Here is a 17,287-nt window from a genome sequence, read left to right as displayed (position 1 = left end):
ACCAGTTGGTATGTAATATATTCTTTGTTTTGGTTACTGTCAAATGAACATGTACATTTCTATTTCAAACCTCAAATCTAAGAGTTGCTCAAATAGTTTTGTCCAAAAACACGGTGCCACGGCTCATAGCTACAGATTAAGTTTCTTTGCAACCTTAGTCGCCACGGCGATGATTTCAGACTCTTGTTGAGAAGAAATAGATGACATGTTGTAGAACAAAATACAGTCTTGGCGCACCATTCTTGGGGCTTCTTGTAGTTCTACTTCTCGAATATCACCACTTGCGATGTGTTGGCTCATCTTATCGGGTGAGCACACTGTCCATCCGCCCAGTTTTAGTTTATCGATGAGTAAGTGTTGCGAGCTGACAATCTCAAATTCGCTGCTGAGCTTAGTGTGTCTTAACTCATTGGCGAGGTCATTTTCTGTTATAAGCTGGCGAAAAGTGGCTAACTCAGCGATAGATACTGGTTTGTTCGGAATTGTTGAGTTGGTAGCAGTAAAGATGCTCAGATGAAAAGAGCCCAGGTTGATACTGCCAATGCCCGCGCTAGGGTGGAGGTTACCCATGCCCGGCATGATAGCAAACAGTGCATCGCCGTCTTCTACTTGCTGTAAACAGTGGTTTCTATCTCGTTGCAACCAGTTAATGATCATGCTTGGTTGAAGCGATTTAATCTCTGACTCGATACTCAACAGCAATTGTGAGGGGATTGAGCTGTCATGGTAAACGGTAATGTTGCTTAATTCACCTTTGTAGGCAGACAACGCAATATTCTCGAACTCCAAAGACTGTCTTGCCAATAACCTTGCACGTGGGTATAGCCGATGTGCCGTATCACTGGGTATTGCCTTCTTCCCTTCGATAGAAAAAAGCGTCACGCCCATCATATCTTCCAGTGCGTTAATGCGTTCTCGTACCGTTGAGCGCGCTTTACCCAGTTTATTACTGGCGGCGCTATAGCTTTGTAGTTCGTAAACACTGGTGAAGCAGGCTACTTGCTCTATCGAAATCATTTCATCACCTTCGTACTGTTTGAGCGTACATTTTGAATTTATATGTTTGAATCTAACAAGTTAATCTAGCCCCGTACACACAAGATTGTTAACGGGGATTTCAGATGAATAAGTCGATTATTTCACTCATGGTGACAGGTCTAGTTTCTACCTCAGTGTTTGCCGACGTTAAACCAATGTCGACAGTGCCAGCACAGCCGAACGAGCAAGTAACATTGAGTAACTATACCCATGCTCCTTTCAATCAGTGGGCATTCCAAAATATGGGGATCCACCCAAGCGTGATGGTCGCTCGTGATGGGGCAATCAAGGATATTCCTCAGGCGCTTGACCCAGAGATTGTTCAGCACAAGTTTGTCTATGGTGATGACGTGTTGTTATTTCGTGAGGCGATGATTAACGACCATACTGATGGCTATATTATTCTGAAAGATGGCAAAGTCCTGCATGAAGAATATTTTGGTGATTTTACTGCGAAAGATCATCACCTGTGGGCTTCAAGCACAAAATCACTCGTTGGTCAGGCGTTAGGCTTATTGGTTGAGCAGGGTAAAGTCGATGTAAATGAAAAAGTGAGCGCCTATATTGCCGAATTAAAAGGTACGCACTTTGGCAAGCAAACCGTGCGTACGCTTTTGAATATGACTTCCGCGATTAACTACAGTGAAGACTATGTGAACATGGCACCCGGTGATGTGCATTTCGAGTACTTTCGCCGCTTAGGCTTTATTCCAGCGTATGACTTGATGGCATTAGATCCGATGAAAGCAGACACACCACGTGATCTACTGGCTTTTGCGGCTATGTTTGAAAAGAATAAAGAACTGAAGGTTAATCATAAGTTTGAATACCATAGCCCGAACGTTGATGTGATTGGCTGGATCGTCGCGCGTGTATCTGGTCAGCCACTGAACAAATTCATTGCTGATAATATCTGGAGCAAACTTGGGGTGGAGCATGATGCCTTCTTCATAACTGACATGAACTACAACCCTGTCGCGACAGGGGGCTTCAATACGACATTACGAGACTTCGCACGTGTTGGCCTAGCAATGGTCAATAATGGTGCATATAACGGTGAGCAGGTTTTCTCTGAACAGTGGGTGAAAGACAGCTTTACTATCACCAAAGAAGAAAATGCTCACATGATGAATAGCGTGTATAAAGACGCTGATGGCGCCGTGTTTGATCCACACTTAGAGGGCTATAAAAACTTCCTTTGGGTGCATGACTCTGAGAAAAATATTGCGACCTTTCGAGGGGTATTTGGTCAGTTCCTCTATATTAACCAAGAAAAGAATGTCGTCATCGCTAGTTTCTCTTCGGCTGACAGCGCATCCAATGCCGCTCGTGAAACCTCAAAGGCAAGAGTTCAAGCATTCGAATCGTTAGCTGAATCGCTATAACTTGGTATCGATTATAAAATTAGGAGAATCAGACGCGTATCAAATGCCGAGGCTAAATTCGAACATTCAACAAAGGCACTGATTGCTAAGTGCCTTTCTTATGTTTGGGCCAATAACCGCTTAGCGACTGGCATATAAGTTCGTTATTACGAGGTTTATTGTATCTATATAGCCAAGTTGTCACTTTCTCTGCTTGGGCGTTTAGTCAGTTCTTTTACCCAGGCGCCACTTTTAATCCGGTATAGGATAGGAATCAGTTTCAAACCCTCTTCCAGTAATACAGCGCAAATAACAATCTCGACAGGCCAGCGAAACCAAAAAGCAAAGAGTAGTGAAAGGGGAACGGCTCCTAACCATTGTGCACAGAAATCGAGCTTCATGGTAAATTGCGTATCGCCCCCGCTTTTTAAAATACCAGACATGGCTGTCATTGTAATAGAGCGTAAAAAAATACTGGCTAAGATAAAAGGGAACAAGGTGTACAGCATGTCTTGTACATCGTCTTCAATTGCGTTGAATAGGCCCAACACATAATGTCGACTAACCCAAAGTAATCCCACTAAAATTAACCCGACAGAAATGGCTGAAATAAATCCAGCGGTGACGTAATGGTTCAGTTCTTTTTGCTGATCTGACCCTATTTTTTCACCAATTAAAATACCTACTGCTGCGGCACAGCCCCAACTTAATGCCGAAGCCATCACTTCAATAGGCGATAAAATAGAGATAGCCGCTAGTGCTGTCGTGCTAATGTTGCCGTAGATTGCATGGTATAAAAATACGCCGCCACTCCAAATAAACTCGCCAGCAATAATAGGTAGACTGATTTTTAAAAACGTTGCATGTTTAGCCCAACGAAATGATTGCTTGAATATTTTTGCTGAGAGCATCAGATACGGCTGCTGGTTATAGATATAGAGGAAAAATAATAGAGTAGAGAGCAAGCGAGCAGCCAGTGTTCCCCAAGCCGCTCCTATTAAACCAAGTGCTGGTAACCCCCATAAACCAAAGATCAGTAGGTAGTTAACAGTGACATTTAACACCAACTCAACCACAAACAGATATAACACCACTTTAGGCTTTTGCAATGCCCGCATGCCAGCACTCCAAATCACAGAAAATGCACTTACCAATACGGTCAGGGCCGTGATCTTTAAGTATTCAGCGGCCAATTCAATAATTGTTATATCGTTTGTCATTAAACCAGCAATGAAGGGAGCAAATAAGTAGAGCGCAGGTACTAAAACAGCCGCCGTTAATACGCTATAGAAAAGCCCGATATGGATTGTTTTGTGAAGTTCAGTTAGGTCTTTTGCACCCCAATACTGGGCACAAAAAATTGCTGCGCCTCCACCGACACCAATAATAAGATTGAGTACAAACCACAAGGTTTTCGCCCCGATACCTGCCGCTGCAACTGTGTTGCCGCCTAATTGGGCCAGCATATAGGTATCAATAAACCCTAAACAGGAAAACAGCATGCTATGTAACGCAATGGGAACCGCGAGAGTAAATATTTTTTTATAAATAACCATAAACCTAACTGCATTATTTAATGTATAGAAGCTCTTGTTCACCGAACAGCGAGCACACAGATCCCTTTGCGTGTTCAGCAAAAAGAGAAGATGTTGTAATTAAATGAGGAGGGTTAGTTACCGCTTGATGGGATCGGCGCTAAACCACTGCTGAATGAAATCAATAAAGGCAGACAAGCTGGCACTGCGGTGAAGCACCTGCGGATAGATAAGGAACATATCGTTTTTACAAATAAAATAGTTTTCTAATACTTGCACTAAGGTGCCTGTTTTCAGCGCAGGCTGAACCAAATAGTCGGGTGCCTTAATGATGCCTTGGCCCTGCATGGCAGCGTGTAATAATAAAAACTGGTTATTCGCGGAAAATGAGCCTTGTATATCCACTTCAACCCGAGTTTGACCATCATAAAAGGGCCAGGTTCTGATCTGAGGGCTGGACAAACAATGGTGATCCATAAGATCGAGTGGCTGCTCAGGATATGTAAACTTTTCTAAGTATTCAGGTGAAGCACAGCAGATATGCTGATAGCTTGTTAGTTTCTTAGCTACCATATTTTCAGGTGGAGTGTCGGTTGAGCGAATGGCCAGATCAAAATGGCTTTGAGTAAGATCATGTAGGTTGTGGCTCACATCAATTTCAAACTCGATATCCTGATGGTTTTGTTTGAAGTGATGACAGATCTCCGTCAGATGAGACTGGCTAAACATTTCGGGGGCTGTGATCCTAAGTAACCCGCTTATCTCGCTTTTACTCTGATCTAACTCACGCTCCATGCTGATTATAGCGCTGTTAATTTCTTGCATCTTTTCCAAGACCTTGAAGCCAGCCGGTGTGAGGCGAACTTGTCGCGTTGAGCGGATCAACAAGCTGGTTCCTAACTCTTTCTCTAGCTGCTTGATCTGACTTGAAAGAAAGCTGCGAGAAATCGCTAAACTGTCTGCTGCTTTGGCGAAGCTTAATAATTTGGCCACTTCGCTAAAAAGAACGTAGCGCTCCACGCGTTTATGTAGTTTTTGCATAACAGCTCCTATCCATGCTTTTGCCTACGGCTGTACCCTTTGTCTCTCAGTGAGGGAAATATACCACACTAAAGTACGACCATTGTGCGTTATAGCGAATTATGTATTCTTGTGCTTTTGCTCAATTTCACCATTAATTGTTTGCATTATCCGCATATAAGAAAGCCCAGCAAAAATGCTGGACTCAATGATTCAAAGCGTTATTGGTCAGCGGTGAGGTTAAAAGTTATTTAACCAAACATCGATCTTTGATGATGCTTTGTTTTTACGCTTTTTCTTACCCGTGCCTTCTGGCTTAGCTACTGGTTTGATGGCAGCCAAAAGTTCTGCTGTGATGTTTTCATCTACTTCAAAGCCTGAAACTTGTTCACGCTCAAGTCGAATTTTGTTCTTTTTCTCGATGACTTTGAAGTGGTGGTAATCTTCATAATCAATCAGTGATAGTGCTAGACCCACTTCACCTGCACGACCACTACGGCCAATACGGTGCATGTAGTCTGATGGGCTACGTGGTAAATCAAAGTTGATCACAACAGGTAGTTTTTCGATATCCAAACCACGTGCAGCGATGTCTGTCGCAATTAATACTTCAATTTCGCCTGCTTTGAATGCATCCAGTACGCGAGTACGTGCACCTTGGCCTTTGTCACCGTGGAAGACTTCAGCATTAATGCCGCGTTTATGAAGCTTGTCTGCTAAGTGCTCACAGCTATTTTTAGCATTCACGAAAATAAGTGCTTGTCGCCATTGGTGCTGTTTGATTAGGTGCGATAGCACGGCTGTTTTTTCACCTTTGTTAACGGTAAAAACGCGTTGAACTAGGGTGCTAGCATCTGTGCTTTGTAGCTGTACTTCTACAGGGTCGGTAAGTAGCTCTTGGGTTAAGGCTTGAACCTGTTCTGGGAAGGTTGCAGAAAAGAGTAAGGTCTGTTTTTTCTTCGGTAATAATGCCAGTAACTCGGCAAGCTCTTCAGTAAAGCCAAGGCTTAACATACGGTCTGCTTCATCCAGCACTAAGGTTTTGACCTTATTTAGCTTGATGGCATTGCTTGAAATCAAATCAAGTAGACGGCCTGGCGTTGCGACCAGAATGTCAGTGCCGCCACGTAGCGCAAGCATTTGTGTATTGGCGGATACACCACCAAACACTGCAACAGTTTTAATCGCACCGTTAAAATGGGTCGAGTAAGATTTAATACTGTCAGCAACCTGCTTCGCTAGCTCACGAGTTGGTACTAAAATAAGTTCACTGACATAGTTACCTTTACTGCCAGATGTGCGTTCACTGTGTTTTTGTGTCGCGAGGTTGTGCAAGATAGGTAACGCAAAAGCGGCTGTTTTACCTGAGCCTGTGTTAGCGCCTGCAATTAAGTCACGCCCTACTAAGACACTTGGAATTACTTGCGCTTGGATAGGGGTTGGCTGCTGATATTCCAGCTCAGTTAATCGATTTAAAAGAGGTGAAATAAGGCCAAGTTCCGTGAAGTTGGCTGGCGTTGTGGCTGTAGTCATTAAGATAAAAGGCTCAGAGCTAAGATAATAGCGCGGCATTTTAACGTATTTGCGCCGTATTAAGTAGCGCTTTGATAGCTCTAGCATAGCTCTAGCGTGAAAGTGATAGCTTATTCCTTGGTTTAAGGTGGCTTTGGTGTGCTTAGACGGCGGTGCTTATCACACATAGTGACTATTCAGTTAAACCGAAGACTGATTTAGGCTTTTGCCTAATTATCAAATAATACTTATTGCATATAATACTTTTAAAACATTGTTCGAAAGCTAGGGAAGCCAATGATGGTAGGTTATTTCCTGCTTTTTGAACGTCGATTTCAGTATTTTGATGTTAGCGAGTAGCGGTAATACTTATTGTATTTAATTGGTTGCGAACATTAATAGTTAAATTTTTTAAATATTGTTTTTATTTAAATGTATTCTTGATGCTTATTTTTGAACTTAAAAAATAAGCCTGTTTTTTAAAGTTTATGTTATTAATCGAGATAATTTAATTAACAATGATAGTGAAAAATAAAACTGATTTTAATGATTTTGTTTTATTTCGTTCATGAGAAAAAATATAAGTAAAGCCTTTATATAATAAGCGAATGTTATTTTCTTTGCTTGTTAATAGAAAAACAAAAGGAATAATAATGATGAAAAAGTTGACTACTGCTGCTGGATGTCCTGTCGCTCACAATAATAACGTTATGACAGCAGGCCCCCGTGGCCCTATGTTGCTTCAAGATGTTTGGTATCAAGAAAAGCTAGCGCACTTTAACCGTGAAGTCATACCCGAGCGACGCATGCATGCAAAAGGTTCTGGTGCATTTGGTAAGTTCACGGTAACAAATGATATTACTCAATACACTCGGGCTAAGATTTTTGCGGAAGTGGGTAAAGAAACCGAGATGTTTGCCCGTTTCACCAGTGTTGCTGGCGAACGTGGTGCTCCTGATGCGGTACGTGATATTCGCGGTTTTGCATTAAAGTTTTACACGGAAGAAGGTAACTGGGATTTAGTTGGTAATAACACTCCCGTTTTCTTTCTGAGAGATCCGCTAAAATTCCCTGATTTGAATCGCGTTGTTAAACGTGATCCTCAAACAAATATGCATAACCCAACCAGTAATTGGGATTTTTGGACATTACTCCCTGAAGCGTTGCACCAAGTTACGGTGGTGATGAGTGACCGTGGTATTCCTGCTTCTTATCGACATATGCATGGCTTTGGTAGCCATACGTTTAGCATGATCAACGCTGATAACGAGCGTGTTTGGGTCAAGTTCCATTTTGAAACCCAGCAAGGTATTAAAAATCTCACTGACAGCGAAGCTGCTGAGGTTGTGAGCCGTGATACTGAAAGTAACCAGCGTGATTTGTTTGATGCGATTGCAAGGAATGATTTCCCTAAATGGACCATGTCTATTCAAGTGATGACGGAAGAGCAGGCAACTCAAAGCCCATTTAACCCGTTTGATTTGACGAAGGTGTGGCCAAAAGCGCAATACCCATTAATTGAAGTGGGTGTTATGGAACTAAACCGTAACCCAGACAATTTCTTTTCTGATGTTGAACAAGTGGCGTTTAACCCTGCTGCTGTTGTACCTGGCATTAGTTTTTCACCCGATAAAATGTTGCAAGGACGATTATTTGCTTATGCAGATGCGCAGCGTTATCGCTTGGGCGTAAATCATCATCAAATTCCAGTAAATGCTCCCCGTTGTCCGGTTCATGCATCACACCGCGATGGGCAGATGCGTGTTGATGCGAATCATGGTAGCACTATTGGATACGAACCGAATTCGTTTGGCGAATGGGCGGAGCAACCAGAAGCGGAAGAACCAATGTTAGAGTTATATGGGTCGGCGGGTCACTATGATTTCCGAGAAGATGATGATGACTACTATACGCAGGCTGGTGACTTATTCCGTTTAATGACGAAAGATCAACAGCAGGTTTTATTTGAAAATACAGCCCGCGCAATGAATGGTGTCCCTGATTTCATCAAAGAACGTCATATTAGCAATGCAACTAAAGCGGATGAAAATTATGGGCTTGGTCTGCAAGAAGTACTCTTTAGCAATAGTTGATAGAAGCAATACAGGCAGAGATTGAATGCCAATTTATTGGAATCGCAACCACTGCTGAGAATGAAGTGATGTGCTAAATAGGGGAGTATAGAAACATGATTGATTATAAAGCATTAAGTGACGATATTGATAAGGCATTTTGTTATGAAAATGATGAGCTAGATATTTTTGACAATGCCACATTGGGTTCATGGCAATTAACCTGTGCTTTCTTAGGACTTTTAATTGCGGCACTCATTGACAATATTTAGCCTTATTTAATGACTGATTTCATGGGTGTATATTCCTGTTTATGATAAAAAACCGCTGAATAATCAGCGGTTTTTTATGAATGTCACAGTAATTTTATTACTTAGCAGGCTGTGTGTCCGTCGTTGATGCTGGTTGTTTTTGAGCAAATTTATTTACCCAAAGTGAAATCGCACCATCGCCTGTAATGTTACATGCTGTTCCAAAGCTATCCTGCGCCATGTATAGCGCAATCATCAATGCTAGTTCGGCTTCACCAAACCCAAGCATAGACGCCATTAACCCTAATGCCGCCATCACACCGCCACCTGGTGCTCCTGGTGCTGCGATCATGGTAATACCAAGCATCATGATAAAAGGTAACATTTCTAGTAACGAAGGTAGGGCAATATGTTGGCTAAGTGCCATCACTGCTGTTGAACAGGTTACTAGGGTAATCGTTGAGCCAGACAGATGAATAGTGGCACACAGTGGAATGGTGAAGTTAGCAATAGACTCATCAACACCGTTATTTCTAGTCTGACGCAAGGTTACAGGTATGGTTGCAGCAGATGACATAGTACCAATCGCAGTGAAGTATGCTGGTAGCATATTTTTGATCAACTTGATTGGTGAAAGGCCTAGCGCTAAACCTGTGATTGTGTATTGAATAGTGATCCATACCCAGTGCATGAACACAGCAAGTGCTAAAACAACACCAAATGTTTTAAGGGTTGTGAATACGGTTCCTTCTGCTGCCATTTCAGCAAAAATGCCTGAAATATAGAATGGCAGTAATGGAATGATGACTTTAGATAGCAAGAGATCAATGATGCCACGGCCATCATCGGCAATTTCTTTTAGGCGGACACTGTTAGTGACACTAATGCCTAAACCAAATAAAAAAGCCGTCGCTAACGCTGTCATCACACCAAACATCGGCGGAATTTCTAGGCTAATAAAGCTGGTTAGTTTAGCGCCAGCATCAACCGTGGTTTGTTCTGGGCTAGGAATACCTGTGATAACAGAGCTAGCAACGATAAACGCTAAGCTACCAGCAATGATCGTTGAGCCGTATGACAGTGCCACTGTTTTACCCAGTAAGTTACCTGAGTTTTTCGGTAAACTTGCAATTCCACTGGTGATATAAAAAAGAATGATTAACGGGATAGTAAACCCGATAAGTTGGCCACCAATGGCTTTTACGGTCAGCAGTATGCGCACGATTTCATCGGGAGCAAAAAAGCCAAGTAAGATACCGGCAACAATACCGGCGATCAGTTTTAATATTAATTTCATTATGTGTATCCAGATGTGTATTTGCTAACGGTTAGCCAGTCGTTGTGAATCATCCATTAATGTGCATTTAGTAGCATTTAATTTTAGAAAATGGATGTTTGAGGCTATTATTTACAACCGTAGGTACTATTTAGCATTTTTATGCCGCTGTGTCATTTGTTGAAAGTTTATTGGGATTTTTTATTTTCGTTCAAGACTGAGTGAGCCAAATTTTTATGCTGCTTGGTTGATATTAGCGAGGGGGTAGGTGCTTGATCTATTTTTAACCTCGATATCAGCACGCATTGATGGCCGCTCCGCTGTGTTTTTATCGGGTGTTAAGGCATAAAAAAACCGCTGAAAAGCAGCGGCTTTCGACCGTATCAGTGTGCGTTATGCTGTCGCTAACATCTTTTTCTGATGCGCAAGGTATTCATCATATGTACCTTGGAAGTTTACTAGTTTTTGGTCTTTCACATCGATGATTGATGTTGCAAGCGATGAAACAAACTCGCGGTCGTGACTCACAAAAATGAGTGTACCTTCGTAGTTTTTCAGTGCGTTATTTAACGCTTCGATGGCTTCCATATCCATGTGGTTTGTTGGTTCATCCATTACCAGAACATTGACGTCTTGCATCATTAACTTACCAAACAGTAAGCGGTTCTTTTCACCACCAGAACAGTTCTTCGCTTTTTTGTTTGCATCATCTGCCGTGAATAGAAGGCGACCTAAAATACCACGCACCATCAAGTCATCGTGTTTAGTGGTACGCCATTGTGAAATCCAGTCGAAGATACTTAAATCGTTGTCGAAATCTGCTGAACTATCTTGTGGGCAGTAACCAATAGATGCATTTTCAGACCATTTAACAACGCCTTCTTTTTGTTCTAATTCGTTTACTAGGCAGCGAAGTAGGGTTGTTTTACCGACGCCATTTTCCCCAATAACAGCTAAACGCGAACCGGCTTCTAGCAGTAAGTTACCTTTTTCGAAGAGTAGCTCGTCACCAAAAGCGTGGCCTAAATCTTGTAATTCGAGTGCTTGGCGGTGTAGTTTTTTACCTTCGCCAAAATCAATCGAAGGGCTGATACGGCTGGTCGCTTTTACTTCATCTAGCTTGATCTTATCCATTTTTTTCGCACGAGAACTTGCTTGCTTCGCTTTAGATGCGTTTGCACCAAATCGATTCACAAAATCTTGCAGCTCACTGATCTCAGCCGCTTTTTTAGCATTACTTGCTAATAGCTGTTCGCGAATAAGCCCTGATGCTTCAAGGAAGTAGTCGTAGTTACCCGGATAGATACGTAGTTCACCGTAGTCAATATCTGCCATGTGAGTACAAACTGAATTTAGGAAGTGACGGTCATGCGAAATGATGATCATCGTACACTTACGCTGGTTTAACTCTTCGGCAAGCCAGTTAATCGTATGAATGTCCAAGTTGTTGGTTGGTTCATCCAGTAGCAAAATATCTGGGTTTGCAAATAGGGCTTGTGCAAGTAACACACGCAATTTCCAGCCTGGCGCAACTTGTTGCATCAGACCGAAATGGAATTCTTCTTCAATACCAGCTTGTAGCAAAATATCGCCAGCACGGCTTTCTGCTGTGTAGCCGTCCATTTCTGCGAACTCGCTTTCAAGTTCTGCGACTTTCATACCGTCTTCTTCGCTCATTTCCGGTAGCGAGTAGATGCGGTCACGTTCTTTTTTAACTTCCCATAGCTTACGGTCGCCCATGATCACAACATCAATAACATTGTGTTGCTCAAAAGCAAACTGATCTTGGCTTAGTACACCAAGTTTTAATCCCGGAGTAATAGAGACGTTGCCCGAACTTGGTGCCAGTGCGCCACTAAGAATCTTCATGAAGGTTGATTTACCACATCCATTGGCTCCGATTAAGCCGTAACGGTTGCCGTTACCAAACTTAGCAGAAATGTTTTCAAATAAAGGCTCGGCGCCAAATTGCATAGTGATGTTAGCGGTTGAGATCAAAGGAGTGTTCCTAGGTATAAGGTGGGCTAATTGCTTAGTCAGATATGCCAAATCAACAGAAATGAAAGCACGAATTAATAGGCGGCGAATTATACAGATATATTGGGCAAATAATAGATGTGAGAGCTAAGTCACAGAAGGCGTTAGATTGGGTGTTTTTACTCGTCCTATAAATAGCACAGGTAATTAGCTAAAAATGAGGGGATTTGACAGGAAATGCTCAGGAAAACACGGGCTCAATAGGATGAGCCCGCTTGATGTTTAGTGCTTAGTACTGAGAAAACAAGGTTGATACCTCAGCCGCTGTCAGCGCTTTGTGGTACACCTTGACACTATCAAATGCTTGAACCTGAGTGATAGGGCAGTTCTCGGTTTGGTTTTCTGCACAAACAACCGCAGTATGTCCACCCACTTTGAAAGGTGAGCCACCGCCGTAACCCGAGCTGTTCATTGCCGCCATGATAGGTTCGTGGCTGGCGAGTAAGTTGGTTTCAAATAGTACATCATCCAAGTAACCTTGCAGCTTGTTGTTCTCGCGATCAATGACTATCACCACATGGTGCCATTGTTCATCATCAACCGTTGCGGTTTTACTGATGATGACTTTATTATCTTTCATCAGTCGATCTCGGAAACTGACCTGCATTTCAACACCTGTGGTGGTAGAGCGAATTTCCCAACCGCCATACTGCATGTTGTTAGGACCCGCTGAAGATTTACCAATCAAAAGCTTATTGCCATCGGCTTTACTCATTTTGAACCACATCGTAGCACTAAAGCTTTTATGACCAGGATCCAGAGTATGCGGCAACAATGCGTGTCCAAGTGCATCGTTTTCCATCTTGGTTGAGGCGATTAATGGAACACTGAGGCCATTACCATTCCCTGGACCAGAAACTTGCGCATTAAGAATATCTTTACCTGAGATCTTATTGATATCAGGCGCGGTTAAATCATAGTGATTCGGTGATTTATCTTTAATCGTATTGCCTTCTAAGGTATCCAGATCCCAATCGCCTGCGATGTCGCGCTTAATCACTTGGATTTGAATCGGACCCGTGGTCTCAAATTGTCCATCTGTTGCGGTATAACTGAGTAGGTCGACACCGATGAAATCAGCTGGTGGGGTGTAATTCAAATTATTCCCAATTTGCGTCACAGTGCCACCTTTTGCACTTGCGGGATCAAAATGAGCAATTCGTAAGACTTCACCGTTGGCATCAAAGTCGTTGGCCAGTGGATTAACAGAGCCTGACTCGTTTTGATATACCGTGATGTAGTCTTTAAATGTGGCAGGCAGCATAGGATCGGTCAGCGCTGTTGCTGCTTTAAACTTAGAGCCATGTTGTAAGCGCCCCGTTGTTTTCCATGCCTGCATGTTACCCATGTGTGTTGATGGAGTTTGGATTTGTTCGTTATTATCGGTTTGCTCGCCATGGCCTAAACCAAAGTTATGGCCGATCTCATGGATGAAACCCCAGTTCATTCGGTAGTTAGCGACACAGCCGACCCAGTCGCCACCGCCCCAACAATAGCCACCGTTTTTCGGATCTTGGAATTGAATCGAAAAGTTAGCGGCATCTCTAGCGGCAGGGCGTGGATCGGTGGCTTTGCTTGAATCGCCATTTACTTCAATTAATGATCGTGCGATATCCCAGCGTAGGCCTGTTTTTTGCGCCCAAGCATAATCAAGTTCATTAATATGTCCTTCCATTTGTGCAACTGCATTGGTGATGTTGCTACCCGCATTTGCAAAGAACTGAGAGTTGTTATGCGTGAAGGTGATCCGCCCTAGGTTGTTATGAAAATCAAGCCCGGGCTGCGGCAAGTACAAACGATTATTTGTCATGACTGGCATGTCAAAATCGATAATGAGTTCATCATTGCTGATTTCACTATTACCCAGTGCACTTTTGTTAATGCGATCATTAATACTGATGTCTTGTGTCCAACGAAGGCGATCCCCTCCCCATAAAGAGAGATACATTTTACCGTTTGTATCAACGACACCCGTTACTGTGAGTGTTCGGTCATTATCTACAACGCCACGGTATGTGCGCACTTCAGGCATAGGTACAACAGGCATAAATTGTTGTTCGCGTCTTTCATCATAAGTGAGTAACTGATAGTGAGGCGAACGAACTGAATGCTTGGTGAGTGAAAGATCGTATTGCTTCCCTTCATGGGTAACGGATAGTGACATTGAACGTGGCAGTGCTTCGCCAGCGACTTTGCTTTCATCGATCACCACAGTATCGACAATCACTGGGGTTGATGTCCACGAACTTCCCGCAGCACCTTGTGTTTCAATGCGTATGTAGTAACGGCGGCCAGGTAGGATATTGTCTAATATTGCTTTGTTTTTACCTGCCTTTAAATCGTTAAGTTTGATGCGGTATTGCCAGCCTTGATCATTATTACCCGCATCCCTTTCACCGTAATAGACCCATACATCGCCATCGACAGCACTTTGATCAAGCAAAAAATCGATAGTGATTTGATTGCCATAGCTGGTTAAGCCGCTCTGGTAGCCATTTTCAATGATTGCTGTCGCGGGGTAGAGGCTACTGTGTGGGATTAAGTAATCCCCCTTTAATAGCTGCTTGGGAATGTTCGGTCCTTGCCATGCCACCGATAAGTGGTCACCGCCACCACCTTCTTTGTGCATGGCTTCAATGTAGTAAAGCTGGCCCGCATTAAGCTGAATGTTTTTGGTAACTTGGTAGTGGTTACTCCAGTTGTCGATAGAGGTATAACCATTGATTCGTGCGGCGACCACGCCCTTTTCTGGCGTTAGATCTTCACTAATACGTAGCTCACTACCATCGTCAGAGGCGATCCAGAAGTTATACAGACCCGTTTCAGGAACACGCAAATAGCCAGAGATTTTCTGACCATAGTTATTACCCATGCCAGAGATACTCTTAAATTCTGCGAGTATGGTTTGCGATGAAATTGGTGCAAGGGTGTTAATGTCGTTAATCGAATTACCAGAAATACCTGTCCAAATTTGTTGAAGTACGCCTTGTTGCTGAAGTTTTGCAGGATCAACCAGTACAATTTTCACGGTAGAACGCGTACTAAGCGCACCATCTTTAATTTGAACAGTCAGCAAGAAGCTGGTGGTATTGCTGGTCGCAACGGCTTGCGATAAGGCTTTTACTAGCTTGATATTGCCTTTGTCATCGACAGCGAAGTAACCATCATCATTCCCTGATTCAATGTGAAAGACAGGTGTGTTGTTACTGGTATAAGAAAGCGTACCTATTTGACTGTTTGCGAGGCTATTAGATGCAAAAGCAAAGGTATAAGAGGGATAGTTAAAAGTAGGCGTACCAGCGATCAGAGCTAATGTCGTCGCTTGTTGTTCGCTTGATAACTCGCTGCTATTACCAGCAGCATCGATAGCTTCTACTTGGATTTTGTAGTGAGTGCCCGCAGTAAGTGCTGACACCTTGTATTGGCTCGCATAAGTCTGCCCATAGGCCTGTCCGTTCAGGTACAACTTGTAAAGTATACTTCCTTGGCGCTTATCGCTTGATGCAGCCCAATTAACGGTGAAGCTGTCATGGCTGATGTTGGTTATTGCGATATTTTTTACCGCTGAAGGTGGTTCAATATCATTGATGATAATGACCCCGGTTTGACTGCTTGCGGATTCATTTCCCGCTTTATCAACGGTTTTGACTGTGATGTTATAGCGGGTATCACTTGTTAGCCCCGTCAACTCAAGGCTTAGTCCATCGACTTTTTTGAGTAATTTACCATTGTTATAAACAGTGTAGTGATCAACGCCGACATTATCTGAGGCTGCTAACCATTCTAATAAAATGTCATTTTTGCTTTTTTTCAACCAGTTAAAACCACTGATAGCCGTCGGGTTTTCAGTATCAACAGGCTGAAGCAGATAGTCAGTAGTAATGATCTCTCGTGCACCTCCCGGGATGGCCCAAGCGACATCGACAAAATCAGCACCGCCACCTTCAGCCATGAGTGCTCGTAGCAAATAAGGCTTACCAGCCTCAAGCGAGATAAGTTCAGATTGTTGCGCCGGATTTTTATCCCACTGGTTGATTGATGTATGTGTTGGGGCAGCCGCTATTTTGGTGAAGTCCTCTTCACTAGTGCTACTACTTAGCAGTAGTTCAGCTTCATCATCTGCTGCAATCCAGAATCGATAGTCGCCTGTAATTGGCGGAATGATATAGGCAGACATACGTTGCCCATACCAGTTTGCAGTATTACGCGGGGATGAAAAGTTGGCTTCAGTGCTCACAGAAGAAGGAGCGTGTGGGTAGCTTGGGTGCACTTTAAGCGAAGCAAGATTGCCGTGCATGTTTGCACCAGTATAAACCTCGCGGTGAACCCCTTTTTGTTGCTTGCTGATAAAGCCAAGTTTTAACTCGGTTGTTGAGATACTTAATCCATCACTGACTTCAACTAGCACTTGCATGACTTTATTGGCGAGCTCAATAGGGGAGTGCTTTACAGACAGTATCCCTTGTCCATTAATGCTAAAGAAGCGCTGAGCTTCACTTGTAGCAAGGTGATAAGTCAGAGGGTTGTGGTTTTTATCTGTCGCGATTATTTGACTAACAGGGTAACCATGAGGTGCATCGGCAGCTAAGACAATAGGTGTTACTTGGCTGGTAATATCAGGTGCATCGTTGGCTTGTGGTGTCGCTTTAAAGCTAATGGGCTCAGATACTTTACCATCGTCATTAAAACTTAAGACTTCATACAGATAGCTTTGATTAGCGGTTAATCCGCTGTCTGTAAATGAGCGAAACCCCTGTTTGATGACTGCGATTTGTTGTCCATCTCGATGCACATAATAGCCTGATGCGTTATGTGCATCTTGCCATCCTAAGGTTACAGATGTTTCTGCTGTCGCCAGTAGTCGCAGTTGGGAAACTGGCGGCATAGGTTTTGTTACATCCGGCTTATCAGGATCGACGGGAATGCTGGGTGTAACAGGTTTTTGTGTATCTGCACTGTTACCTGACTCGCCACCACAGGCGGCAAGAAGCACCAGAGAAGTTATGATAAATAAAGGCTTAGTAATGGTCATGTCTGCGAAATCTTTATAATTATTGATTTATATCTATCTAAATAAGCATGTATCAGATAAGCAAAAGACAATCAGCGTGTTATCTAAGGTGAAAGAGAACACATGGTGAGTGTTTTATTTATATGAAAATAGCCAACCTATTAGCTTGAA

Annotated in this window: 10 protein-coding genes; 3 read left to right on the top strand and 7 right to left on the bottom strand. The window is 43.0% G+C overall.

Translation table 11 applies throughout. The features are described from left to right. Nucleotides 1-129: 129 nt before the first annotated feature. Nucleotides 130-1,017 (bottom strand): LysR family transcriptional regulator, encoded by an 888-nt coding sequence (locus OCU77_RS10315; RefSeq protein ID WP_048898493.1) that lies wholly within the window; start codon nt 1,015-1,017, stop codon nt 130-132. A gap of 104 nt (nt 1,018-1,121) precedes the next feature. Between OCU77_RS10315 and OCU77_RS10310 the strand changes: the two genes are divergently transcribed. Further along, entirely contained in the window at nt 1,122-2,423 is a 1,302-nt protein-coding gene (locus tag OCU77_RS10310; RefSeq protein WP_107302487.1) for a serine hydrolase domain-containing protein, read from the top strand. Between the two features lie 164 nt (nt 2,424-2,587). Here OCU77_RS10310 and OCU77_RS10305 read toward each other — a convergent pair whose 3' ends face one another. The 3 genes from OCU77_RS10305 to OCU77_RS10295 form a co-directional block, all read right to left on the bottom strand. After that, on the bottom strand, nt 2,588-3,958 hold the full coding sequence (locus OCU77_RS10305) for an MATE family efflux transporter (RefSeq protein WP_048898494.1): 1,371 nt from the start codon (nt 3,956-3,958) through the stop codon (nt 2,588-2,590). A 117-nt stretch (nt 3,959-4,075) separates the two neighbouring features. After that, entirely contained in the window at nt 4,076-4,978 is a 903-nt protein-coding gene (locus OCU77_RS10300) for a LysR family transcriptional regulator (RefSeq protein WP_048898495.1), read from the bottom strand. A gap of 219 nt (nt 4,979-5,197) precedes the next feature. Then, nucleotides 5,198-6,490, bottom strand: a complete 1,293-nt coding sequence (locus OCU77_RS10295; RefSeq protein WP_048898603.1) for a DEAD/DEAH box helicase — start codon at nt 6,488-6,490, stop codon at nt 5,198-5,200. 632 nt (nt 6,491-7,122) lie between these two features. Between OCU77_RS10295 and OCU77_RS10290 the strand changes: the two genes are divergently transcribed. Together OCU77_RS10290 and OCU77_RS10285 are read left to right on the top strand one after the other, a co-directional pair. Continuing rightward, nucleotides 7,123-8,562 (top strand): catalase, encoded by a 1,440-nt coding sequence (locus OCU77_RS10290; RefSeq protein WP_048898496.1) that lies wholly within the window; start codon nt 7,123-7,125, stop codon nt 8,560-8,562. 95 nt (nt 8,563-8,657) lie between these two features. After that, the gene (locus OCU77_RS10285) at nt 8,658-8,813 is read left to right on the top strand and encodes a hypothetical protein (protein WP_160314706.1); all 156 of its coding nucleotides are present in this window, start codon (nt 8,658-8,660) and stop codon (nt 8,811-8,813) included. Nucleotides 8,814-8,910: 97 nt separating this feature from the next. Here OCU77_RS10285 and OCU77_RS10280 read toward each other — a convergent pair whose 3' ends face one another. From OCU77_RS10280 to OCU77_RS10270, 3 genes are all read right to left on the bottom strand, one after another. After that, the gene (locus OCU77_RS10280) at nt 8,911-10,089 is read right to left on the bottom strand and encodes a dicarboxylate/amino acid:cation symporter (RefSeq protein WP_048898497.1); all 1,179 of its coding nucleotides are present in this window, start codon (nt 10,087-10,089) and stop codon (nt 8,911-8,913) included. 372 nt (nt 10,090-10,461) lie between these two features. Beyond that, nucleotides 10,462-12,066 (bottom strand): ABC-F family ATPase, encoded by a 1,605-nt coding sequence (locus tag OCU77_RS10275; protein ID WP_084711767.1) that lies wholly within the window; start codon nt 12,064-12,066, stop codon nt 10,462-10,464. 268 nt (nt 12,067-12,334) lie between these two features. Next, nucleotides 12,335-17,137, bottom strand: coding sequence for a fibronectin type III domain-containing protein (locus tag OCU77_RS10270; RefSeq protein ID WP_048898498.1), 4,803 nt, complete (start codon nt 17,135-17,137; stop codon nt 12,335-12,337). Nucleotides 17,138-17,287 lie beyond the last annotated feature (150 nt).

The organism is Photobacterium swingsii (assembly GCF_024346715.1).
GTDB lineage: Bacteria > Pseudomonadota > Gammaproteobacteria > Enterobacterales > Vibrionaceae > Photobacterium > Photobacterium swingsii.
This window is presented reverse-complemented; position numbering and strand designations above follow the sequence as displayed.